Origin of the sequence: Bacillus cereus group sp. MYBKT111-2 (assembly GCF_051915205.1) — a bacterium.
GTDB lineage: Bacteria > Bacillota > Bacilli > Bacillales > Bacillaceae_G > Bacillus_A > Bacillus_A paranthracis.
Genome location: NZ_JBQAEG010000002.1, coordinates 19,520 through 40,092, shown reverse-complemented (window position 1 = coordinate 40,092; position 20,573 = coordinate 19,520). Strand labels below are relative to the sequence as shown.

Sequence of the window (20,573 nt, the reverse complement as noted above, 5' to 3'; positions counted from 1 at the left end):
AATGATGTTTTATCTTATTTATATAATATGATTATCATATTCTTGGATTTATACCTACATATGAGTATTCCACGTCCTCAATATCCGTTATATATAACAAAAACTCCCCTTAAATCGAAAATGATTAAGGGGAGTTTTATATACGATGAAATTATAGTTCCGATTTCACCCGAACAGAAACATTATTTTTAATTATATTTTTTACATCTTTAAAGCTAACAAAATTGTTACTTTTCTCATCCCAAAGACGGAAACGTAGTGATTGTAAGCTTGTAGCAAGTGTAATTGTTGGTACATTTTTTAAAGGAAGCGTATTATTGTGTGCCTCTTCTAGTTTATAGTTAGGTACTCTTGGGCTTAAATGGTGAACATGATGGAATCCAATATTACCAGTTAAGAATTGCAAGATTTTTGGAAGTTTATAAAATGAACTTCCTTCTACTGCCGCTTTTACATATTCCCAATCTTTATCCTCTTCAAAATAAGAATCCTCAAAAGTGTGCTGTACGTAAAACAGCCAAATCCCTACTGAACCTGCAATTAAGAATATCGTACCATGTACTAATAGAAACGATTGCCATCCTATTGCCCAGCAAAGTATAGCTACTACAGCAACGATTATAATATTCGTCAAATACGTATTCATACGTTCTTTCTGTCTTGCACCTTTTCGGTTAAATCTATTTTTAAGCAAGAAAACATAAATCGGACCTAATCCAAACATAACGAATGGATTGCGATATAAACGATATGCTAAACGAAGTCTAAATGGTGCAGCTACATATTCATCGACTGTAAGCGTCCAAATATCTCCTGTACCTCGCTTATCTAGATTACCACTTGTAGCGTGATGAATCGCATGCTCATGCCCCCATTGATCAAATGGGAATAACGTTAACACACCCATACATGTACCTACTATTCTATTTGCACGTCGACTTTTAAAGAATGAATAATGGGTACAATCATGAAAAATTATGAAAATTCGCGTCATAAAACCAGCAGCTAACAAAGATGGAACTAATGCTAACAGATAAGAAACAGACAAACTTTTATAAGCGAGATACCATAAAACAACAAATGGCACGACTGTGTTAATAAGTTGCCACACACTTTTTTTAATTGTTGATTTTTCATATGGAGCAACTTGTTTTTTTAAATTTTTAGTATTTTCTAATGTCATTTTACTAATTCCTTTCCTTTTTGTTGCTAATTCATATTATAGCATACTATTAGTATCAGGTGTTAAAAGTAGATGTAATAAATATTATATACTATAAAAATCTCTTTTTTCTTACTCAATACTTACAAATTACTTACTCCCCAAATAGCGCTATAATTGGACAAATGGAGCGTTTTATTTATAAAATGAACTTCTACAAATTTTTCACAAGCAGAAAAGAGCTGCCATAAGTCAGTTTCACCGGCTTATGGCAGCTCCTCTTCATTTCATTTTATTTTATCGATGGATCCAAACTGCACCTGCAGACTTGTCTTCAGCTTGACCTACTACTTCAAACTTCAATCCTAGTTTAGGTAACTTACGTCCCGCATCTGGAATAACGCTGTTGATGTATTGCTTAGAATCATCAAATTTTGCAACTCCTGGTAATCCTTTATAGTCAAAGATACCGCGAGTTGGTGAATTTACTTTCCATGCTGGCGTTTGATCAAATGAGAATGCCGCATCGGCAATTTGATAACGTGTACTGCTCTTCACAGTAGGTTGTCCGTTTAATGTTCCTACGATTGCCTCTGGATGAGAATCTACTACTCCAAGGAACCCTTCACCTGGATGAACGCCTACCCAGTTATCTGTAAAGCTTTGATCCGCATACCATACAACCATTCCTGTATTAAATACTGGACCACGTGCATATTGTAATGCAGTATCAGACCCAGCGTAATTACGCCACTCGATATAGTAGTTATGTTTCTTCTGTTCAAATCCGTTAGACACAGTAAATCCTTTTAATGTCATTGCTGGCTGGCCTTCTGCGTCATCAGAGAAAACAACTTTTCCATCTACAGTTAATGCTGCATTGTCTAACGCAAATCCTTTATATGCTACTGCAATATCTGTTACATACTCAAATTGCAGTTTTACTTTCTTTCCTTTGAATTGATTTAAATCATATGATTTATCAATCCACTTACCATCCGTTGTATCTATACCGCCTTTTACATCTTTTTCGCCCATTCGATCAATGCGTGTCTTCGTTCCATCTTCTGCAATCGCATATACGTCAAGGAAATCATACTTCGCTTCCAGTTCGTAAAATGCCTTATAATCGAACTTGGCATCCGTTGCAGTCGTTAAGTCAAATACTGGTGTCTCAAGTGTTGTATGAATATCATTTCCTTTCGTGCTGTAATAAAACTTCTTACCAAATGCTGACTCAATATTTTTTATATCTTTATCCGGCAAGTTAACACGAATGATTCCTGGTCGTTTTGATTTTGTCACACTTTGATCTAAATACGTTGCAGTACCGATTCCCGTGCGAAGTTTATCATAATCTACCTCAACAATATTCGCCCAGTTCCCCTTCATATTTTTTTGGAAAAACTCTTTATTTTGCGGTGAGAAACTTGTTGGCTCTGTACCTGCAATTTTTCCAGCCCAGCTACCGCCACTCATTAGAGACCATGATTCAACTGGTTCACCTTGTCCTGAATACTTTGTATCGTATTCATCTGGCAAGCCTAAATCATGACCATACTCATGTGCAAATACACCAACCGCTCCGTCTTCTGGCTCGATTGTATAATCGTATGCAGCCATCTTTCCGCCCCAGTTCGAAACAGAAGATTTTGTACCATCAATCGCATATGGCTTCGACCCTAGTTTTGAACGATGAGACCAAATTGCATCATCTTTCAATTTACCACCGCCAGCTTCTTGACCCACGCCTGCATGTACTACCATTAAATGATCGATGATTCCATCTGGCTCATTTTTATTTCCATCACCATCTTGATCGTATTGATCAAATTGGTCATAATCTGCTAAATTGATACCTTTTGCTACTGCTGCTTTCAATGCTTCTTTCACAAAATCTTTTGGGCCTAAAGGACCTTTGTTGTCATGACCAGTTCCCGCATCAGCACCATAATCTGAAGCTTTTCCTGGAACAGTAAGCCATTCTGTTACAGTTCCATCAACTGTGTAGCTTCCGCCAGATTGTTCTTCATAATATTGTTTAAATGTATTAATCTTCGATCCATCAAATAACGTAAATGGCTCATCACCAAATAACATTTTTTGATAATGTTCACGATTAAAGTCCTTAGAATACATATACCCCGGTTCTTGATCGATATTATTATGCTTAAAATCGCTAAATTCTACGAGTAATACAAGTACTTTATCTTTTCGAACAGCCCCATTGTACTCAGCTTGCTTCGCTGGTGTAGTCGGTACTTTTCCATTTAATTTTCCTGGGTTCAATCCTGGACCTTGCCCAGCTACTGGTCCTACTTCGGGCTGCTGCGCTTGTTCATTTCCCTTCATTTTTGCATCTTTTACTTTTTTCATAAAATCTGAAGCTTCTTGCGTAAGATTATCTCCTGTCAAGATTTCTTTTCCAGGGTTTTCCCCTTTCTTTTTCTCAACATATTTTTCGACAGCCTTTGATGTCTCAGCTTGTGATGCAGATTGATCGATTACTCCCCGTTGCTTCAGCGCTTCTGCCAAGCGTTCCTCTGGTATTAAATGCTCATCAATTGGTAGAGATGGTGGCGTATCAGCATACGCTGCATGACTTCCAAAAGCAAACGTACTACTTAGCACTGCTGCTGTTGTTAATACCGCTAAAGGTTTTAATTTCTTTTTCTTTCTCAATGTATTTCCTCCCCAGTGTCTGCAAATTATCGATTTTTGCCGATAGCAATATAATATTCGTTATAATACGAATATTCAATCTTTTTAAAGCACTAAAATGTTGAGAAATATTTTTTCTAGGATGAAAAACATAAAATAGGTAAATTCACAGGAAGTTCACTCTAGAATTTGTGGTTCTCTTTCCTCGTTTTTCCGAATGAAATCTCATCTATACAAAAATGCCAATTCCTAAGTAGTAGCTAAGGAATTGGCATTTTTTTAACGAGAATGCTTTATGAATAAACGACTTGCTTCTTCTGGTACATAGAACTTACCATTGCTTTCTACAACAACACTTCCTAGTTCATAATCTTTATTCTTAATACGAATTATATTTTTGTTAACAAATAATTGAGCTGTTACATTATTATGTTTTACTATGAGTACAGGATTCGCTACATCAGTTTTATCTATTGTTACAGTTGCACCATTCTGCTTAAAGGCTAATTCACTCTCTACAAATAATTTGTTTGTTACTTCTTCTAAATTAAAGCCCATCGCTTTCGCTATTGTCTTTGCAACGTCCGTGTTTTGAATCAAACCAACTGGCTTTTGAGGGCCGTATGAATATAAAAATACATCCTCACCAGTATGACCTCCTGTTGTAAAGCCTATGTTCGCACGGTTAGCCAATAATGTAGTGAAAATTGGACCTACGTCTATTTTCTTTTTAACCACTTTTAACCTTTCTTTTTCATCATAAGTTAAATTGTCCAACCCGTATAATTTAGCTACCTCTTCTACATTGGATAGATCAGATTTCAAATTATTGATAGTCCCTTCAAGTGTCATCTTCGCTTTTTTCAATGGATAAATGTACGCAGAGACCGGCGTAGTATTATATCCTTTTGTCGTATTCATATTCCCAATAGAAATACCGCTATTACCATGGTCCGCTACGGCTATTAGCATCGTATTACCATCTTTTTTTGCAAATCTTAATGCTTCTGCAACTGCATTATCAAATGCCAATACATCACTAATCATCCCAATTGGATCATTCACATGAGCTGCCCAGTCTGGCTTGCTTCCCTCCACAAATAAAAAGAATCCGTCTTTATCTTTTGATAACGTTTCAATTGCTTTTTCCGTCATTTGCGAAAGCGTTGGTTGCTCTGGGTTTGTTGCTTCACGATCCATATCAAATGCTAAGGCATTATGTGAGAAAGAGCCCCAAATTTTATTAGATTTAGATTTCAATAATGCCTCTTTCGTTTCAATAAAGTCGTAGCCTTTATTTTGAATCACTTTTACTAAATCTTCACCATCTTTTCGAATCCCACTATCTGTCTCAGGTAGAAGTGCTGCTTTTCCCCCGCCTAATACGACATCTATATTTTGATATACTTGTTGCTCCGCGAGCACTTCGAAATTGTTACGATTCACATGATGAGCGGAGAATCCAGCAGGAGTAGCATGCTGAATTTCAGCTGTAGCAACAATTCCAGTTGCGCGACCAGTACGTTTCGCACCTTCTAAAACATTGGCAACTGGACGTAATTTGTCCTCTTCTTTTATTGATTTTAAGCCAGGTGAACTCACAATAGTAGGTAATACCCCTACATATCCTGAATTCGATTTATTCCCCGTCGCTAAAGCTGTAGCTGCTGGAGCTGAGTCTGTTATAGCTGATTCCGCCGAATATGTACGAACTCCTCCTGTTACAATTTCATCTAATGCAAGTGGTTTCCCTTTATACAAGCGAGCTAATGTGGTTGCTGTAGAACTTGTTCCGTCCATAACCATTATGATTACATTTTTAGGCTTCCGTTCTACTTTTTTCACTTTAGCTTCCACTGTATGATAATTCATCAAACTTTCAGTACATAACATACTTAGTATGATTGTTCCTACTAACAGTAATCTCTTCATCTTTAAAGCTAACTCCGACATTATTGCGCCTCCATTTGTTTCGCATTCATTTACATACAAAGTTCTGGTTTCGTTTTACTTTTCACAACCTATATATGTTTTATTAGTTCCCAATTCTTATAAAGCTAACAATAGTAACTTTCTCATTTATTACATGTCGGTATAGTTCATCTATCTTATAAAGAAGATTTCCCATCATTAACTTGCTTAACAACAAATCTCCAATTAAAATAAATAAAAATTTATTGTTAAACAATAAATTTCATGGTAAATTAATAAGATATTAAATAAATGAGGTGCTTTTTATGAAACAAGGATCAACACTTTTCTTAAAGACAGCTGTGATTCTAATGGGTATCCCTGTTCTTGCTATGTGCATTTTTTTAGTCCCTAAAATAGGGAATTTCGCTGCTGAATTATATCCCGAAATGGCATATATTAAATATCTTGTATTTATCAATTTATACGCGACAGCAATACCTTATTACTTCGCACTGTACCAAACATTTAAGCTTTTAAACTATATTGATAAAAACAACGCATTCTCAGAGTTGTCTGTTAAAGCTTTAAAAAATATTAAGTACAGTGCACTAGCAATTAGTGTATTATATGTATTAGGTATGCCACTTTTCTATCTTGTGGCAGAGAGAGATGACGCCCCTGGCATTATTATTATTGGAATGATTATAATTTTTGCTTCAATGGTAATCGCGGTCTTTGCTGCCGTACTCCAAAGACTATTAAAAGATGCGATAGATATAAAATCAGAAAATGATTTAACGGTCTGAGGTGAATAATATGGCAATTATTATTAATATTGATGTAATGTTAGCGAAAAGAAAAATGAGTGTAACAGAGCTTTCGGAGAAGGTTGGAATTACAATGGCTAACCTTTCGATCTTGAAAAATGGAAAAGCAAAAGCAGTCCGTTTTTCAACTTTAGAAGCAATATGTAAAGCATTAGAATGCCAACCTGGAGATATTTTAGAATATCAACCGGAAGAAAGCGAATAAAAAGAGTCCTTCATATGAGAAGGACTCTTTTTACTGCACATTACGGCGCAAAACTAATTTGACCAGTAAACAATAAGATAATTGCGATAATCCAAAATATAAAAAATGATGAGGACAATATGAATGAAAGAATAGCAATCCCCTTCTTCTCTGTTTTTTTCGTCATTGTAATGATAGAAAGTATGATACCTGCAACTGTCAGGGCAACTGTAATATAATCTCCCACTATATTACCTGCATTCGCTATCCTTGTTGGCGTTATAAAAACGAACAGAAAACATAAAATACCGATGAGTAAACATATGTAGCTTATTATACTGTACTTCTTTTTAGGAACTAGTTCAGTTTTCATACTAACTCACCCCTTCTATATAGCTATAAGTTCATATTAGCACAAATAACCATAATTTGGTTAAAACAAAAAAGAGATACAGCGGAAACTTCCACTGTATCTCTTTTTTATTTAATAACTAAACCCGCTATTTCTTCTTTATCATTATAAGTTATAATGAATGTCCGTTGTTCTTTACTATATTTTGCTACAAGAATAACAGTATATAAGCCATCTTTTTCTTCAATCGATTGTTTTTCAATTTTTTCAAATGTACCAGCTTTCTCTATTATAGGTGTAAGATCTTTCATCCTTTCTTCTGACAATGCAGCTTTCATTTTACTATCAAATTTTTCACGCACGTCTTTATACTTTGCCTCATTTAATAATGATACAATTTCTTCCGCCTTTGGAATAAACTTTTTTGACGTACTTTCATCTACTTTATTACCGGTACATGCTGCGAGCGCGAACGCCGCGATAGCACTTATAATAATAAGTAACATTCTTCTCATTTTCATACACCCTTTCTTTTTAAAATGAAACTATAACTAAAAGTGAGTAACGCAAAAATTGCTATTGAAACTTCTGACATAATAATCCCGCTTTTCCCTGGCACATATAGCGATATAATGCCAGCTAATGCATTTACAGTCCCATGGATGAGAATTGCATATACAACATAACGAAATTTCTTTTGGACAACAGCTTGCAATACAATGAAAGAAAGCCCAACATGCAATACCATCGCAAAGATGCGTTCAATACCACCGAGATAATAACTGTCACCATTTTGAATGACTGTTTGTGATAATAATAGGGATATTACTGGGATACCGACTATCAACACCGCCTCAATACCACCATGCCCTGCTCCAAATAAAAAACCAGACTGCCAATCTCGTTGCTTCATAAAATAACGCATTGCGATAAAACGAGCTATCTCTTCAAAAATTCCAGCTGATATACTAAGCAAAACTGCAAATAGTATAGGCTGCATAACAGAAAACATTTGAAAATCTGTGCTAGTTTCATTTAAATAATTTAATATTGGTATGCGAATCAATATTTGTGATACAACAAAAGCCAATATACCTAACATATATGGAATATAGCGTTTCTTCCAAAAAGCATATAAAAGTGCTATAAGCGGTAAACCAAAGCTAATCATTGTTGTAAAAATAAGACCATTCATCTCGCTTCACCTCTTACTTGAAGTGTATAAAATTGAGTGAAGAAAGTATGTAGTTATTTCTTATTCGGTTTCCTTTTCATCATAGATGGTCATTTCATCTCATTTAATATAAATGTTTGTGTGAAATAAGGACTTACATAAGTTGTTTCTAACGTCGCATTATTTGTTTTATTTATGATTCGTTTTAACGAAAATAGCCCGTACCCTCTAGCACCTTCTTTACTTGAATGGTTTTTCTCATAAATTTTTTGTAAATCAATCGCTTCCCCCTTTGAACTATTACGCACGATAAAATATTGTCGTGAATCCATTTCAAAGAATGCGATTTGTAATATCTTTTCCTCACTACATACTGCTTCCTCAATTGCATTATCTACTAAAACTGAAATGATACGAATAAATGAAATAATCGTCATCGAAACACTTTCAATGTTCTCTGGTATATCAAGCATTACTTTTATTTGTTGCTGCTGAGCAGTGCTAACTTTTGCTCTTAATACGCTTCTTACTTCAGGAATTTGTATGCGAGATAATTTTGCGATATCAAGTTCATGATCATTTATTGTTTTTAATGTGGGAGCAATAACATCGTAGTACACTTGCTCAATTTCTTTCACATTTTTTGTACGTATTCCTTCTTCTAACGATAGTAATACATTCATATAATCATGACGAAAACTAGCAAGCTCATCATGCATATCCTCTAATTTTTCCACATAATCTAATAACTCTTTATCTAAACGTTTTTCATGCTCTTCTCGTAACTTTTCTTTCGATAAATGTGAGCTTATTAGTACGATGATTAGTAATAATAAAAAAATAATAATCGCTGAATTATAACTTACTTCACTGTATTGTTGATTTATTTTTGCTAAAAACTCAGTTGACGGCTGAGTTAAAATTAGTTCAATAATAAACCCGATCATTAATAATATATAAGTTACATAGTATAACGGACTACTTACTATATATTGAGCGATTTTTTGAATTCTTTTTCGCGCTACTAAAATACCGATAAAAGTAAGGATTGATACGATAAGATGAATAATACTACCTGTCCATAAATATAAATTGAATGGCGTTAACATAAAGATTTTCATCCCTAAATCTAATAGCAACATTTTCACTAACGTTATAACCACCATACTCACCAGTGCAAAATATAAATTATGCTTAAATTTCAATTCATTTTGCATTAATCCTAAACTTATTAAAAATAACACAATCGTACTATTCAATTCTGGATATCTCGTTACTGTTACGACAATAGCAAGTAAAATAATGAATACCGTACTTAAAGCTATTAACATTCTAACTGACAATCTATTGTATCGGATTAATTGTATATATAAAAACGTATGACACATACTAGTAAGCAGTATTGCAAATAAATCATAAATATACATTACATCTCACCCTTTAACATGTTACGTACTTTACTCACTAAACGCCGTGACACTGGAATGCGTTTCCCGCTTTTTAAAACTATCATTTTTTGTTTCGCATCGTAAGAAGACATTTGCTTCGTATTCACGATATATGACTGATGGCAACGAAATAAACGTTCATCTATTATTTCTATCTCCTTTAATGCTCCATAAAAATAAACGATTCGATCTAACGTCACTAATGCTAACCGGTGCGGTTCATCAGTCATAACATATTCAACTTCATAAAATGGAACCCGCACAGTGGCATTACTATTTGCAACGATAAAGTCATCCGACGGAATAATATGCTTATTTCTTGCTTCATATTGAAGTAAACATTGTTCAAAAACTTTATATCTCTCCTCGTATGGCAACCCTTTATCAATAAAAGTTAAAGCTGATACCATGTATTGATATGAAATAGGTGCAAATTCAGAATGCGTCGTTACAAACACGATAATTCCTTGCGTATCATACTTTCGTATCTCTTGTGCTACTTGTAACCCTTTACGCTCTTCCCTTTTAATCTCTATATCTAAAAAATAGATTGGGACATACTTCGCCTTCGGAATATTAGTAATAATATTCTCACTTTTACTAGTCACCTCAATAAAATCAAAAGGCAACCTATACTTCTCACAAATCTCTTCAACTAGCCGCTTCATTTGCTGTGCTTGTATGACATCGTCTTCTAAAATGAAAATACTCATGTAATCACTCGCTTTATTGAAATCTATTATTAGAATAACATGACTACTTACAAATACTGAATAATATTCCCTATATTTTCATATCCAATGATAATTAATATCGCTTTTTCTATATATTAAAAAGGCATTTAAAGTACTAGTATAGAATATAGATTAGAGGTGATTTTTAATGAATAGTATACAAATCGAAATAAATATACTAAATAAATGGATTAAACAATTTCTACCTGAATATGATTTATTCTTTTTCCCTAAAAAGTATGGAGCAGTAGTAAAGCATTTCACTTCTAATACTTTACTACTGCCTAAAGAGGAATTTTCTAACCATACCATTTTTAACAATATTAATAGCAGAAATAGTTATCAAGTATGGAATATTCATAAGGACATTCAATTTGTTTGTGTAGCAAACCCTAGTTTGATTATGCAATGGGACAAAGAAACACGCGAAAGTATTTTCCGAATTCAATTTGAAGTTAATAGAGGCTCTATTTATGAATGGGATATGATTGAATGTGTACTAGAGGATATACCATCTCCTTCAAGTAAAACGGCCATATTACAACATGTATCTCCTTATTCATTTACATATGATTCGAAGCGTTATATAAGTATGCAAAAATCACTATGGGATAACTTACATAAAGAGTTTCAATATAAATTTTTACTTTTATTAACAAAACAATTTGTTTATCAAACTTCATTAAGTAAAGAGCAAATCAAAAAATTCGAAAATAGTTTCCCCCATATCGCTCCCTATTTTAATAGTTTTTCAAGTGTAAACGGAGCAAATTGTCTTGCAGCTACTTTAGCGAGTATTTGTAGTGAAAAATCTGAGGCAAAATGGATTATTACGAAATGGGTACATGATAATAGCTTTCTAAAAGGTTTACAAATAAAACAGTATCGATTAAAATCAGCTTCTATCGATTCTTTACAACCTAGCGATATCCTTGTTTGGAAAAATGAAAAGAACAAAGTACTACATGCCTCTTTTCATCTAGGCGGCGGCTATTTCTTTAATAAAAATGGACAATCATTTTTTAATCCATGGCAATTGGTACATATAGAAAGCTTGTTGAATACATGGGAGAACGAACGTATTGAAGTGTATAGAAAATAAAGATGCAATACTCTAAAAAATTAAGACTGTATCTTCAAATGGAAAGATACAGTCTTTAATAATCACTTATTTTTTAAAAAAACTCTCTATCAATCACTACCTGAAAAAATTCCGAGTAATACGATAAAGAATAATCTGCTACATCACAACTCCCTTGAAACATACATGTTGAAATACCTAACTCTTTTGCAGGTATTAAATCTAACTCCCTGTCTCCAATAGCTAAATCAATATTATGCTTTTTATGCAGATGATCATAAGCTAACGAATTCGGTTTTCGGGGGAATCCATCGTCAATTGTAACCATGTCGACGAAGTATTTGTACCAGCCGTAATATTCTAAAATTTCCATAACCCCCGCCCTATGTTTATGAGTCATAATCACATTTTTATCCGCATATTTCAAAATCTCTTCAACACCTCCAAAAGGTTTCATATCTTTTGGAGTGATTTTCCCCTTCAAAATTTTAACCTGTTCTTCCTGTTCGCATGAAATATTATAATACTGAATTGCATGAGAATAGGATGTTTTTAAGTTTTTGTATATTTCTTGTTTATCTACTGTATCACCTAATATTTCAGAAAGAAGTTTTGTATAAACTGGATACGTATCAAATAACGTACCATCAAAATCCCATAAAATATTCATTATGCCCACCTTCTATTTTCAAATCATTTGATGATTAAATCCGCCCAATCCTTCGGCAATTCCGTTTCTAAGTAATAATCCTCTGCTTTCCAATACCTATTCTCAAACTTTGAAAGGTTTTTCTGTGTTTTCTTACTCTCGCGTAGAAATCTTGTCTCTCTTGGACAATCCAAGTACACCATATAATGAAAGAAATCTCTCCATTCTTTTCGCTGTAGAAAAACACCTTCAATTACAATTACGCCTACTATGGGAATCTGTACTTTCTTCATTTCACATGAGTCTACCTCATCATTATAGAACGGTAATTTCAGTCTCGTTTCATTTTGTAACTTTTGAAAAAACTTTTGCCGAAGCCACTCAATATCCCATTGCAAATAATAATACTCATACCATTCTTCATAGCCAGTATCATAGCGTTTATTACGCTCCACTATATGATCATCAATATGAAAAATATGAAACGGAATACTTTCTTGTTTCATATTTTCTTTTAAGTTTGTTACAAATGTTGTTTTACCCGATCGACTTAGTCCATCAATACCTAGAATGAACCTATTTTCTTTATGCTTCTTCATAATATTTATAAGCTCGTTTGTACTCATTACTTCTTCCACTCTTCTTTTAATAAAGAATATAAAATCGTATCATGCGCAACTCCATTTTGAATCATATGTTTTCGAAGTAATCCTTCTTCTTGAAATCCTGCTTTACTTAATAATTTTTGAGAAGCTTTATTTTCTACATATACGACAGCAGCAATTCTTATAAGTTGCAACGTTTCAAACCCGTAAGCTAAAATCGCCTGTAACGCTTCCGATGCGTACCCTTGTCCCCAATATGTATCGTCTAATTCATAACCAATTTCAGCTCGCTTATGATGATGGTTAATTAAATGAAAACCGCACGTTCCGATTAATTGGCCCGTCCCCTTTTTCTCTATTCCCCAGCGAAATACACTTCCCTCTTCATAACGATTTTTAAACGTTTGAATCGTTGTTTTCGCTTGCTCAATATTTTCGAAAGAATCCATTCCGAAATAACGTATAACAGATTCTTTTGAAAAATAATGGAACATCGTTTCTGTATCTAACAGCGTTAATTCTCTTAATTGTAAACGTTCTGTTTCTAGTTTCGGAAACCCCATCACTTTTTCTCCTTCTATTCTAATGAACTGCAAATTTCAATATAATTCCCATCTGGATCAGCAATATATGCAATGGTTTGCCCCCACGGCTTTACAATTGGTTCAACTAAAATCGTAATACCTTGTTCTCTAAATTGCTCAATCGTTTCTTCTACATTTTCAACAACGAATCCTAATTCAAAATGAGAAGATTGTAACTCGCCTTCTGTAAGTGGTAATCCTGTTAATTCTTTTACATCTTGCCGCGTATTCATTGCTAATATTGTAGATCCCGTATTAAATTCAATATATGTACCGTGCTCTGCTTTTATAGGCAACTGTAAAATATCTTTATAGAATTTTAAACATTCCTCAAACTTTTCTACATATAAAATGATGTACTTCATCTTCAAATCCATTATTAATCCCCCTTTATATCCATCCCTAAAATTTCGACAAAAGTCTCATAAAAACCTTGTTTCCTATAGTAACGAGCACAAAAAAATGAGGCCGATTTCTCGGCCTCCCAGCTTATTGGCATAAAACAGGAGATTTGGTTTGGACATAACCAGTTCGTACTCTTATTATATTTTATTTTTTCTGAATTTTAAATACATTAAACACCTATTTATATTGAGAAAGTTTTTTTGCTTGCATAAAATTAATGAGTTTAAGAAATGCTACAAATGGAGGTGTATACATATGGAACCAATGCTATGTCCAAGTTGTAAAACGAACCGCACTCGCTTTAATATTCTTGAGCAACAAGTAAAACCCGTTAAGTTAAATCCACAAACTGGTCAAGTAGAAGAAGAATACACAAATGAAACGATGAATGCTTTTCATATGGCTTATCAAGGACCTACTTATCGCGTCCAATGTGCTGTATGCGGACTCGTTGAAAATCCTGAACAATTTATTAAACCTGCGCAAAATCAGTCTTTCTAATAAAAACATGATTATCCCTTGTAGAAATAGATTTTTCTATAAGGGATTTTTTCGTTTTATACTTTAATAAAAAACGTGTTTCTTCCTTATTATAAGTTACACCTCACATCTTTTTAGTCATCTTTTATTTTTTGATCCTCAATATGAATCTTTTTCTTCATTTATTATTTTTAGGGTATTGCGGCTTTGATATTGTTAATTTTGTGCCTTCATATAGATTTTTATTATATAAAAAAGAGTGAGCAAAAATACGATTATATAGAAACAAAAGAAGTTGATTCCCATATCACACAATTACCTCTTTACAAAATCAACTTCTTTTAAACTCCACTTTTTATTATAATATTTCACTTTTTAATTTCTTAATTTTCCAAGTGAGTCTTATAAAGAAGTATATCCACATACAACCTGTAAGACCCGTCATAGCTTTCGCCCACATTGGCACTTTTGATTCCATCGGGCTTATAAATAGATTGTACATTGATGGTAATATAGTTGCTAACATAATAACAAAGAATACTAATAACTGATTTAGTTTTTGTATTCTCGTCTCCTTTTCTGAGTAAATATCAGGCAATTCATTTACCTCTTCTACTTCTTTACAAAAATAATTCCAGCTTGTGAAACTTGTTACGCGTTTCCAACCTGACATTTCGTATATTTCGAAATACTCTTGTTGTTGTTCTTTCGAATCTCTATAAACCAATCTAAAATCAGCTTTGTATATTACATCTTTTGGCTCCGTTTTCTGAAACGTATACATTAAATTATATTTTTGTAATGCCCAACCTTGCTGATGCATCTTTCGTAAAAAAGCTTCTTCTTTTTCTAAATTCCATGCCGTAAAAAACTTAAATACCCTTTTTGTCTCCATCTCTCATTCACTCCCCTAATATACTATTTCCATTCCTTACAGATCTCTGCAACCTGTTATACTCTAGCTCTAATACTTCTTTACCAAGTGGCGTTAACTCATAGCACTTCTTTCTATCTGTTGAGGCAACTTCAACAATTAATTTCTCTTTTAATAACTTCGTCGTATTCCCGTATAAAGTTCCAGGACCGAGCTTTACTTCTCCATTTGTCATCTCTTCTACCATTTGCATAATTCCATAACCGTGCATTGGTTTCACTAGTGATAACAGTATGTAATATGTCGCCTCAGTTAACGGAATATATTTTCTCGCTTTCGTATTCATTATAACCACCTCCGATACATCGCCTCATGATATATCGACTTGCGATACATCGTATACCGATATTATATATTCACACTCTAAAATATGCAAGAGTATAATTTAATAATTGAATATTTATTTCTTTGAATTGAAAAATCATATAAATTTTCTGAATAATTTGTTAAAATATAGAAATATCCGTTTATATTTTGAAAGGAATGATACATATGATAAATAAATTGAAGGAAAATATAGGATCAGTTTTTGTAGGTAAAGAAAATGTTATAGATCTATTAATTGTTTCCTTGCTTGCTGACGGACATGTGCTTCTTGAGGATGTACCTGGTACTGGGAAAACGTTACTTGCGAAAACACTTTCAAAAAGTATTGGTGGTAATTTTTCTCGCGTTCAATTTACACCGGATGTACTTCCGAGTGATGTGACAGGTATTGAATATTTCAATCCGAAAACGAGCGAATTCGAGTTAAGACTCGGACCAGTCGTGGCAAACATTCTACTGGCAGATGAAATTAACCGTGCAATGCCGAGAACACAGTCTAGTTTATTAGAAGCGATGGAAGAACGACAAGTGACGCTTGAAAAGCAGTCAACTCCTCTTCCAAAACCGTTCTTTGTTATTGCGACGCAAAATCCAATTGAATCACAAGGAACGTTCCCTCTTCCAGATGCACAGCTTGATCGCTTTTTAATGACAATTTCTATAGGTTATCCGAATTCTGAAGATGAACTACAAATGATGCGACGTTTTCGTAACGATGCACCACTAGAAAGTGTCACATCTGTTATTACTTTAGATGATATTTTAGAGGCACAGAAACGAGTAAAAGAGATTTTCGTATCAGAACCGTTAGAACATTACATTATTAAACTTGCTCATGCTACAAGAAATCATGATTATATCGCTAACGGTGTAAGTCCACGTGCCACACTAGCTTTAGTACGTGCTGTTCAAGCTTTAGCCTTTTTACGCGGGAGAGAATATTGCACACCAGAAGATATACAATTGTTAGTTCCTTCTGTTTGGAATCACCGTATCGTCTTATCAATGGAAGGTGCATTACGTACGACAAAAAATGAAATGATGCAAAAGATTTTAAAAGAGGTTGACGTACCAGTGGAGATTGAGCAAACATGAATGGACAGCGCGTTGTAACTGTACCTTTATTTTTTCAACTTCATATTATTCAACTATCTGTTCCAGGCGCGATACTATTTACATTTTTTATGCCGCAACGAATCATTATGTTTTTCTTTTTCTTCTACTATTTATTTGCGATTTTCATTTATAAATATGTCGCATATATAGAAAAACAGTTTCAAGTGCTAAACGAGAAACAAACAACTCGTTTATTTCCTAATGAATCTGGACAATTTTTTATTCATTTAAAAAACGGAGCAAACATACCACTCGTTAACGGTGTTTGTTATTTTCATTTAGCCCCGTCCCTACTACCGAATAAAGATCAAGGAATTGAACAAATATCAAAAACACTATTCTCTTTCCCATTTTCACAACCTGCTCATTCAGCGCAAAAATGGGATTTATCATTAACTGCAACGAAGCGTGGCGTGTTTCAAATTGAACAGTTCGAATGTGTTTTGAAAGATCCTTTTCATTTATTATCTGTACATTTACCTGTATTTGATAAATTAAGAACTGAAATTATTGTGTATCCATCACCTAAAGAAGTAGCAGGTTTGCAAGAACTTCAGCAACTTTTAAATGGATCTTATCGAACGAATTTTTCTTTTTACAATGATGAAACATCTATTATCGGTGTGAAACGGTACGAACGTGAGTCTTTCCGTTCCATTCATTGGAAAGCATCTGCCAAAATGCAGGAATTACAAGCAAAGCAATATGAACCTGTTAAAAATTATAGTTGGACAATTTGTCTTTCATTAGCTGCTGATCGCGGGTTTGGTTGGAAAGATAATATAGAAGACCTTATTTCATTTGCAACATACATTTGTCAATATGCTACGAAGCATCAAATACCGTTTGAATTATTTATTAGTGTATTAGCTGAAGGTGGCCCTCTGCACTTACCATTAAATGAAGGACAAACACATTACGCAAAAGCTTTAGAGGAATTGGCACGTATTTCAGACGATAGCACACTAATTCCGAAACAAGGATTTCTCCATTATACAAATAGAAAAGGAGAACGATCGTCTACAATGATTTACATTGGCTTGCAGAAGAATGACCTCTCTCTTCTATCGCAACCTACGTTTCTCATAAATAACGAAGGGATGGTGGAAAAGCTTGAAAACTTGGCTCTATCACGTTAATGACTTTATTCTGCTGCTCCTCCTTTCGTTATTAACAGAAAGGGACGAACTTATAGCTATTACTATATTTTTAGCAACGAGCTATATTGCCGTATTTCTTATTCATAAATTAATGAAGAAAAAAACGACTGGATTTGTCATACTGTTAATGACTCAAATAATCGGTTGTTCTATCTTTCTCCCTTTCTCTCTATTTGGCACAATTATGTTACCACTTTTCTTCTTTATCGTACATGTAGTCGGACCAGGATACCCAGTTCAAAAATCGTTAGGTGGTATTGTTTGGTTTGGTGTTTCAGCTATATTTTATGCGCCTTTTCCACCACTCGGGAAACTATTACTATTAGTTATACACATTATGATTACATTTTGGTTAACTGGAGCAAATCGTAATCAACAGTTATTACGTTTCGCTTCTATTATTACGATTGGTGTAATGAGTATAGTACTTATTCAAGTGTTTCCTTTCATTCGGCTTGTTTTTTCATTTATCATAGAAGCAGTTGCATTAGGGTTCGGATACGCTATCAATCCATTATTTTCAGCAGCCGTGTTAAAAGAAACAGATGATTTTTGGTCGAATAAAGGAAATCTAAAAGATCCTACAATTAAGGATGATTTGGAGCCACGTTCTTTTGATCCAACTCTTATAAATAGCATTACCATATTAGTTTGTACACTCATTGCTATTTATGTCGTTTGGAAAATAATAAAAAAACGAAAACAATTCAGTTTACCAAATATACCTGTCTTTGAATCTACTATCATCACTGATAAAGAAGGAATGAGCCAAAAACGTTTGAAACGAAACAAACCGCCACATAACGAAATTCGAAAAGAGATTTTTAAGCTTGAAAGTAAGTTAACTCCCCCTTTAAATAGAAATCGAGGAGAAACTATTGAGGCATGGTTAGATAGAATAAATAGTGAAGAAGATGTAAATATTCAGAGTCATATTATTATTAATGCTTATAATACTGTGCGTTATTCAAATGAGGAAAACATCGTACTTTTGCAGGAATTTAAGGATGAAATTCATAAGCTTTACATGTATCAGAAGGATTTAAAGAAAAGGAAAAAATAATACAACAAAAAGACTCCTATTTTCATAGGAGTCTTTTTATTCTTCTACGTTACTTTTTAAATTGAGGCGTTTTTTCCTGCTTCAATCTCTAATGACTCTTCATGCCACCAAAGTGTTTCTTCAGGATCTTCTTTAGCAATTTGGTGTGCTTCTTTTTTCGATTCTACTGTAGGATATGAACCTTTTAGCGCACGTCCTGATGTTGTAACGAATAGTACACTAAATACAACTAATCCAATAATACTTACACCTGTTAAATAAAATGCCGGTGCAAGTGGGTTACCGGTTGCATGAACTAAGTATGAACATACGAGCGGTGTTGTTCCACCGAATATTGATACAGAAATATTAAATGAGATCGAAAGTGCTCGATAACGTACATCAGTGAAAAAGAGTGATGGTAATAATGAAGGTAATGTTCCTTCATATACACTTAGGAAGAAACCTAATACGAAAATACCTGCAAATATAGCTGCAATATGCCCGTTACCTATTAGTAAAAATGCTGGAATTGCAAATACAGTTAAACCAAGTAAACCAATTTGCACGACGCGTTTATTACCAATTTTATCACTTAATTTACCGAAATATAGTGCTAGTGGAATCATAAGTGCCATCGTAATAGAAATAATTAGTAAGCCTGTTGTTTCTTCGACTTTAAGTACTTGAGTTAGATAAGAAGGAATATACGAAAGAATCATATAATTTGTAATATTAAAGAAGGCGACAATTACTGTGCTTAATAAGAAGTCTTTTTTGTGATATTTCATAATATCCATAAATGAAAATTGTTCATTGTCTTCAGATTCCTCTTGTGCTTTTTCCATCTCTTCAAAGATGGGAGATTCATCTAAATGACGGCGTAAGTATAAACCGACCAAACCAATTGGTGCAGCTATTAAGAAAGGAATACGCCAGCCCCAGCTGAGCATTTGTTCATCTGTTAACAATAACGTCAAAATGGTAACAATTACCGATGCAGCAATGTAACCTGAGAGTGTTCCAATTTCAAGACCACTACCGAGTATACCACGCTTTTTATCTGGAGAAGATTCTGCGATATAAACCATTGCTCCTGAATATTCGCCGCCTGTAGAGAAGCCTTGAATCATTCGGGCAACTAAAAGTAGTATTGGTGCCCATACACCAATTTGTTCATAGGTTGGTAGTAATGCGATGAATAATGTAGAAAGTGCCATTAAAATAATAGTAGTACTTAACACGATTTTTCGGCCGTACTTATCTCCTATTCTACCAAAGAATACACCTCCGATTGGTCGAACGAGGAAGGCCGCTGCAAATGTACCGAATGTAAGTACAAGTTGCAATCCACTATTATCAACACCTGAGAAGAATAATTGACTTAAAATTACCGCTAAATACGCGTATAATCCGAAGTCAAACCACTCCATTGCGTTCCCTATACCAGTAGCAACTACTGCTTTCCTGGCTTGTTTAGGATTAACAATATTAACGTCTTGAGGTTCAAAATTTAAATCATTATTTTGTTGCATATAATAAAACAGCTCCTTATTTAATTTAACTTCTTTAAGCACACCTTCTCTTATTGAATAAAATTAATTCGAAGCACTTAAGGAAAATTAACGTCTCCTTATCTGTTATTATTGTTTCACATAATTAATTATTTGTCCAATGAGATGCTCTCTAGGTTAAGTAATTTACTATTTTAAAAAGCTGAAGAAGCCGCTAAAA

At 33.9% G+C, this 20,573-nt stretch carries 22 protein-coding genes; 7 read left to right on the top strand and 15 right to left on the bottom strand.

The genetic code is table 11. The features are described 5' to 3' along the window. Positions 1–151 precede the first annotated feature (151 nt). From ACTFNE_RS05350 to ACTFNE_RS05340, 3 genes are all read right to left on the bottom strand, one after another. Positions 152–1,183 (bottom strand): fatty acid desaturase, encoded by a 1,032-nt coding sequence (locus ACTFNE_RS05350; protein ID WP_000171516.1) that lies wholly within the window; start codon positions 1,181–1,183, stop codon positions 152–154. 276 nt (positions 1,184–1,459) lie between these two features. Next, a complete protein-coding gene (locus ACTFNE_RS05345; protein ID WP_270705840.1) occupies positions 1,460–3,844 on the bottom strand; it encodes an immune inhibitor A domain-containing protein in 2,385 nt (794 codons plus the stop codon). A gap of 258 nt (positions 3,845–4,102) precedes the next feature. Then, the gene (locus ACTFNE_RS05340; protein ID WP_270705841.1) at positions 4,103–5,776 is read right to left on the bottom strand and encodes an alkaline phosphatase; all 1,674 of its coding nucleotides are present in this window, start codon (positions 5,774–5,776) and stop codon (positions 4,103–4,105) included. Between the two features lie 284 nt (positions 5,777–6,060). Between ACTFNE_RS05340 and ACTFNE_RS05335 the strand changes: the two genes are divergently transcribed. Further along, positions 6,061–6,543, top strand: a complete 483-nt coding sequence (locus ACTFNE_RS05335; RefSeq protein ID WP_000809102.1) for a DUF2975 domain-containing protein — start codon at positions 6,061–6,063, stop codon at positions 6,541–6,543. Positions 6,544–6,553: 10 nt separating this feature from the next. Continuing rightward, on the top strand, positions 6,554–6,769 hold the full coding sequence (locus tag ACTFNE_RS05330; RefSeq protein WP_000974621.1) for a helix-turn-helix domain-containing protein: 216 nt from the start codon (positions 6,554–6,556) through the stop codon (positions 6,767–6,769). A gap of 40 nt (positions 6,770–6,809) precedes the next feature. Here the strand turns inward: ACTFNE_RS05330 and ACTFNE_RS05325 are convergent, their stop codons facing one another. From ACTFNE_RS05325 to ACTFNE_RS05305, 5 genes are all read right to left on the bottom strand, one after another. Further along, positions 6,810–7,121: a hypothetical protein gene (locus ACTFNE_RS05325; protein WP_000845971.1), complete on the bottom strand. Its 312-nt coding sequence runs from the start codon at positions 7,119–7,121 to the stop codon at positions 6,810–6,812. Positions 7,122–7,228: 107 nt separating this feature from the next. Then, positions 7,229–7,615 carry a DUF3887 domain-containing protein gene (locus tag ACTFNE_RS05320; RefSeq protein ID WP_270705842.1) on the bottom strand — a complete coding sequence of 129 codons (387 nt, stop codon included), beginning with the start codon at positions 7,613–7,615 and terminating at the stop codon, positions 7,229–7,231. Positions 7,616–7,617: 2 nt separating this feature from the next. Further along, positions 7,618–8,295 (bottom strand): YhfC family glutamic-type intramembrane protease, encoded by a 678-nt coding sequence (locus ACTFNE_RS05315; RefSeq protein WP_270705843.1) that lies wholly within the window; start codon positions 8,293–8,295, stop codon positions 7,618–7,620. Between the two features lie 89 nt (positions 8,296–8,384). Then, positions 8,385–9,701 carry a GHKL domain-containing protein gene (locus ACTFNE_RS05310; RefSeq protein WP_270705844.1) on the bottom strand — a complete coding sequence of 439 codons (1,317 nt, stop codon included), beginning with the start codon at positions 9,699–9,701 and terminating at the stop codon, positions 8,385–8,387. Next, positions 9,701–10,435: a response regulator transcription factor gene (locus ACTFNE_RS05305; RefSeq protein ID WP_270705845.1), complete on the bottom strand. Its 735-nt coding sequence runs from the start codon at positions 10,433–10,435 to the stop codon at positions 9,701–9,703. The genes ACTFNE_RS05310 and ACTFNE_RS05305 overlap by 1 nt, the downstream gene beginning before the upstream one ends. A gap of 169 nt (positions 10,436–10,604) precedes the next feature. On the opposite strand from ACTFNE_RS05305, the gene ACTFNE_RS05300 reads away from it, so the two are divergent. Continuing rightward, positions 10,605–11,558: a hypothetical protein gene (locus tag ACTFNE_RS05300; protein ID WP_270705846.1), complete on the top strand. Its 954-nt coding sequence runs from the start codon at positions 10,605–10,607 to the stop codon at positions 11,556–11,558. A gap of 73 nt (positions 11,559–11,631) precedes the next feature. Here the strand turns inward: ACTFNE_RS05300 and ACTFNE_RS05295 are convergent, their stop codons facing one another. Genes ACTFNE_RS05295 through ACTFNE_RS05280 form a run of 4 tightly spaced genes read right to left on the bottom strand, consistent with a single transcriptional unit; the run spans position 11,632 to position 13,752 of the window. Next, complete coding sequence (locus ACTFNE_RS05295; protein ID WP_046199279.1) at positions 11,632–12,207, bottom strand: HAD-IA family hydrolase; 576 nt, start codon at positions 12,205–12,207, stop codon at positions 11,632–11,634. Between the two features lie 23 nt (positions 12,208–12,230). Then, positions 12,231–12,812, bottom strand: a complete 582-nt coding sequence (locus ACTFNE_RS05290) for a kinase (protein ID WP_270705847.1) — start codon at positions 12,810–12,812, stop codon at positions 12,231–12,233. Further along, positions 12,812–13,354 carry a GNAT family N-acetyltransferase gene (locus ACTFNE_RS05285; RefSeq protein ID WP_000506674.1) on the bottom strand — a complete coding sequence of 181 codons (543 nt, stop codon included), beginning with the start codon at positions 13,352–13,354 and terminating at the stop codon, positions 12,812–12,814. Before ACTFNE_RS05285 ends, ACTFNE_RS05290 begins: the two co-directional genes overlap by 1 nt. A 14-nt stretch (positions 13,355–13,368) precedes the next feature. After that, entirely contained in the window at positions 13,369–13,752 is a 384-nt protein-coding gene (locus ACTFNE_RS05280; protein WP_270705850.1) for a VOC family protein, read from the bottom strand. Positions 13,753–14,035: 283 nt separating this feature from the next. Here ACTFNE_RS05280 and ACTFNE_RS05275 point away from each other — a divergent pair, with 283 nt between their 5' ends. Next, positions 14,036–14,281, top strand: a complete 246-nt coding sequence (locus tag ACTFNE_RS05275) for a hypothetical protein (RefSeq protein WP_000433609.1) — start codon at positions 14,036–14,038, stop codon at positions 14,279–14,281. 337 nt (positions 14,282–14,618) lie between these two features. Here the strand turns inward: ACTFNE_RS05275 and ACTFNE_RS05270 are convergent, their stop codons facing one another. Continuing rightward, on the bottom strand, positions 14,619–15,155 hold the full coding sequence (locus ACTFNE_RS05270) for a DUF2812 domain-containing protein (RefSeq protein WP_000448686.1): 537 nt from the start codon (positions 15,153–15,155) through the stop codon (positions 14,619–14,621). A 7-nt stretch (positions 15,156–15,162) separates the two neighbouring features. Next, positions 15,163–15,480: a PadR family transcriptional regulator gene (locus tag ACTFNE_RS05265; RefSeq protein ID WP_001092642.1), complete on the bottom strand. Its 318-nt coding sequence runs from the start codon at positions 15,478–15,480 to the stop codon at positions 15,163–15,165. 206 nt (positions 15,481–15,686) lie between these two features. On the opposite strand from ACTFNE_RS05265, the gene ACTFNE_RS05260 reads away from it, so the two are divergent. The 3 genes from ACTFNE_RS05260 to ACTFNE_RS05250 are packed head-to-tail and all read left to right on the top strand — an operon-like array spanning position 15,687 to position 18,860. Further along, a complete protein-coding gene (locus ACTFNE_RS05260; RefSeq protein ID WP_046199282.1) occupies positions 15,687–16,616 on the top strand; it encodes an AAA family ATPase in 930 nt (309 codons plus the stop codon). Continuing rightward, positions 16,613–17,776: a DUF58 domain-containing protein gene (locus ACTFNE_RS05255; protein ID WP_046199283.1), complete on the top strand. Its 1,164-nt coding sequence runs from the start codon at positions 16,613–16,615 to the stop codon at positions 17,774–17,776. The genes ACTFNE_RS05260 and ACTFNE_RS05255 overlap by 4 nt, the downstream gene beginning before the upstream one ends. Next, positions 17,751–18,860: a DUF4018 domain-containing protein gene (locus ACTFNE_RS05250; protein ID WP_046199284.1), complete on the top strand. Its 1,110-nt coding sequence runs from the start codon at positions 17,751–17,753 to the stop codon at positions 18,858–18,860. Before ACTFNE_RS05255 ends, ACTFNE_RS05250 begins: the two co-directional genes overlap by 26 nt. A 56-nt stretch (positions 18,861–18,916) precedes the next feature. Here ACTFNE_RS05250 and ACTFNE_RS05245 read toward each other — a convergent pair whose 3' ends face one another. Continuing rightward, on the bottom strand, positions 18,917–20,374 hold the full coding sequence (locus tag ACTFNE_RS05245) for an MFS transporter (RefSeq protein ID WP_001186942.1): 1,458 nt from the start codon (positions 20,372–20,374) through the stop codon (positions 18,917–18,919). Positions 20,375–20,573 lie beyond the last annotated feature (199 nt).

Excerpts from the sequence above, each read along its gene's own strand:
- ACTFNE_RS05295 (WP_046199279.1), bottom strand. The coding sequence starts at position 12,207 with ATGAATATTTTATGGGATTTTGATGGTACGTTATTTGATACGTATCCA.
- ACTFNE_RS05300 (WP_270705846.1), top strand. The coding sequence starts at position 10,605 with ATGAATAGTATACAAATCGAAATAAATATACTAAATAAATGGATTAAA.
- ACTFNE_RS05270 (WP_000448686.1), bottom strand. The coding sequence starts at position 15,155 with ATGGAGACAAAAAGGGTATTTAAGTTTTTTACGGCATGGAATTTAGAA.
- ACTFNE_RS05290 (WP_270705847.1), bottom strand. The coding sequence starts at position 12,812 with ATGAGTACAAACGAGCTTATAAATATTATGAAGAAGCATAAAGAAAAT.
- ACTFNE_RS05320 (WP_270705842.1), bottom strand. The coding sequence starts at position 7,615 with ATGAGAAGAATGTTACTTATTATTATAAGTGCTATCGCGGCGTTCGCG.
- ACTFNE_RS05255 (WP_046199283.1), top strand. The coding sequence starts at position 16,613 with ATGAATGGACAGCGCGTTGTAACTGTACCTTTATTTTTTCAACTTCAT.
- ACTFNE_RS05350 (WP_000171516.1), bottom strand. The coding sequence starts at position 1,183 with ATGACATTAGAAAATACTAAAAATTTAAAAAAACAAGTTGCTCCATAT.
- ACTFNE_RS05315 (WP_270705843.1), bottom strand. The coding sequence starts at position 8,295 with ATGAATGGTCTTATTTTTACAACAATGATTAGCTTTGGTTTACCGCTT.
- ACTFNE_RS05275 (WP_000433609.1), top strand. The coding sequence starts at position 14,036 with ATGGAACCAATGCTATGTCCAAGTTGTAAAACGAACCGCACTCGCTTT.
- ACTFNE_RS05245 (WP_001186942.1), bottom strand. The coding sequence starts at position 20,374 with ATGCAACAAAATAATGATTTAAATTTTGAACCTCAAGACGTTAATATT.
- ACTFNE_RS05335 (WP_000809102.1), top strand. The coding sequence starts at position 6,061 with ATGAAACAAGGATCAACACTTTTCTTAAAGACAGCTGTGATTCTAATG.
- ACTFNE_RS05280 (WP_270705850.1), bottom strand. The coding sequence starts at position 13,752 with ATGGATTTGAAGATGAAGTACATCATTTTATATGTAGAAAAGTTTGAG.
- ACTFNE_RS05265 (WP_001092642.1), bottom strand. The coding sequence starts at position 15,480 with ATGAATACGAAAGCGAGAAAATATATTCCGTTAACTGAGGCGACATAT.
- ACTFNE_RS05325 (WP_000845971.1), bottom strand. The coding sequence starts at position 7,121 with ATGAAAACTGAACTAGTTCCTAAAAAGAAGTACAGTATAATAAGCTAC.
- ACTFNE_RS05310 (WP_270705844.1), bottom strand. The coding sequence starts at position 9,701 with ATGTATATTTATGATTTATTTGCAATACTGCTTACTAGTATGTGTCAT.
- ACTFNE_RS05340 (WP_270705841.1), bottom strand. The coding sequence starts at position 5,776 with ATGTCGGAGTTAGCTTTAAAGATGAAGAGATTACTGTTAGTAGGAACA.
- ACTFNE_RS05330 (WP_000974621.1), top strand. The coding sequence starts at position 6,554 with ATGGCAATTATTATTAATATTGATGTAATGTTAGCGAAAAGAAAAATG.
- ACTFNE_RS05260 (WP_046199282.1), top strand. The coding sequence starts at position 15,687 with ATGATAAATAAATTGAAGGAAAATATAGGATCAGTTTTTGTAGGTAAA.
- ACTFNE_RS05305 (WP_270705845.1), bottom strand. The coding sequence starts at position 10,435 with ATGAGTATTTTCATTTTAGAAGACGATGTCATACAAGCACAGCAAATG.
- ACTFNE_RS05285 (WP_000506674.1), bottom strand. The coding sequence starts at position 13,354 with ATGGGGTTTCCGAAACTAGAAACAGAACGTTTACAATTAAGAGAATTA.